This is a genomic window from Streptomyces sp. NPDC021622, from assembly GCF_040640795.1.
GTDB lineage: Bacteria > Actinomycetota > Actinomycetes > Streptomycetales > Streptomycetaceae > Streptomyces.
On record NZ_JBFACK010000045.1, the window covers coordinates 1 to 1,614 of the forward strand.

Consider the following 1,614-nt stretch of genomic DNA (forward strand, 5'->3'; position numbering starts at 1 on the left):
AAGTCGGGGGCGGGCAGCGCCCTGCGGTCGAGCTTCCCGTTGGCGGTCAGCGGCAGCCGGGGCAGGACGAGTACGGCGGCGGGGACCATGTAGTCGGGCAGCAGCGCGGACACGAAGTGGCGCAGTTCGGCGCCTTCGATGCTGCCGTTCTCGGCGGCGTCAGGGGCCGGGGTCACATAGCCCACCAACTGCGGTCGGCCGGGCTGGTCCTCGCGGGCGACCACTGCCGCCTGTGCGACGGATTCATGCCGGGCGAGAGCGGCTTCGATCTCGCCCGGCTCGACCCGGATGCCGCGGATCTTCACCTGGTTGTCCGCGCGCCCGATGAACTCGAGGCGGCCGTCTGCCCGCCACCTGACGAGGTCGCCGGTCCGGTACATGCGCTCACCGGCCGTACCGAACGGGGAGGCCACGAACCGTTCCGCCGTCATATCCGGCCGGTTGAGGTAGCCGCGTGCCAGACCGGCCCCGGCGACGTACAGCTCACCCGTCACACCCGGCGGGACCAGACACAGGTCCGGGCCCAGCACATACACCCGCGTATTCGCAATCGGACCGCCGATCGGGGGAGTCGCGCCGTCGGCCCTCAGGGGCGGGCTCGTGGTGACGGACACGGTGGCCTCGGCCGGACCGTACGCGTTGAAGATTCGGCAGACATCGGCCCACCGCTCGGCGAGCGCTGCCGATGACGCCTCGCCGGCCACCACGACGTTCAAGTCGGGTGAGAGCGATTCCGGCGGAAGCGTGTCCAGGACAGCGGGTGGCAGAGCCACATGCGTGATGTCGAAGTCCCGCAAGGAAGCGGCGAGTTGTTCCATGTTCCGGAGGCGGTCGGCGACGGCGATCACCAGGGTCGCCCCGGTCGTGAGCGTCACCATCAGCTCCCACACAGCCGCGTCGAAACTGAAGGAGGCGAACTGCAGCATCCTGCTTCCGGGGCCGATGCCCATCTGCCTGGACTGGGCCTGCACCAGATTCGGCACTCCGGCATGGCTGACCATGACGCCTTTGGGGGTGCCGGTGGAGCCGGAGGTGTAGATGACGTATGCCGGGTGGGTGGGGAGGAGGGGGCTGGTGCGGTCGGTGTCGGTGATGTCGTTGGTGCTGTGTGCGGCGAGGGTGTCGCGGAGGGTGGTGTCGTCGAGCAGGATGTGTGCGGGGTCTGGGGGCAGGGTGGCTGCGATGTCCCTGGTGGTGATGGTGCAGGCGGGTGTTGCGTCGGTGAGCATGTGGCGGATGCGGTCGGTGGGGTAGTCCGGGTCGATGGGGACATACGCCGCACCCGACTTGAGCACCGCCAGAACGGCGACCGTCATGTCGACCGTGCGAGGCAGCGCCAGGGCGATGCGCTGCTCGGGGCCTGCGCCCCGGTCGATGAGCAGACGCGCCAACTGGGTGGCTCGTTGGTCGAGTTGACTGTAGCTGAGCTCCTCTGTGCTGGTTCTCACCGCTGTGGCGTGCGGAGCGCGACGCACCTGCCGCGCGAAGAGTTCCGGCACGAGGGCGTCAGGCGTGGGGGTATCTGTGTTGTTCCAGTGTGTGGTGAGTTGGTGTTGTTCGGTGGGGGTGAGGATGTTGATGGTGTTGATGGGTTGGTTTGGGTGGGTGGTGGCG

General features: G+C 68.5%; 1 protein-coding gene. It reads right to left on the reverse strand.

The window, feature by feature from the left end:
• On the reverse strand, positions 1 to 1,448 hold a 1,448-nt coding region (locus AB0G47_RS40835), incomplete at its 3' end, for an amino acid adenylation domain-containing protein (protein WP_360781182.1).
• Positions 1,449 to 1,614: the final 166 nt, after the last annotated feature.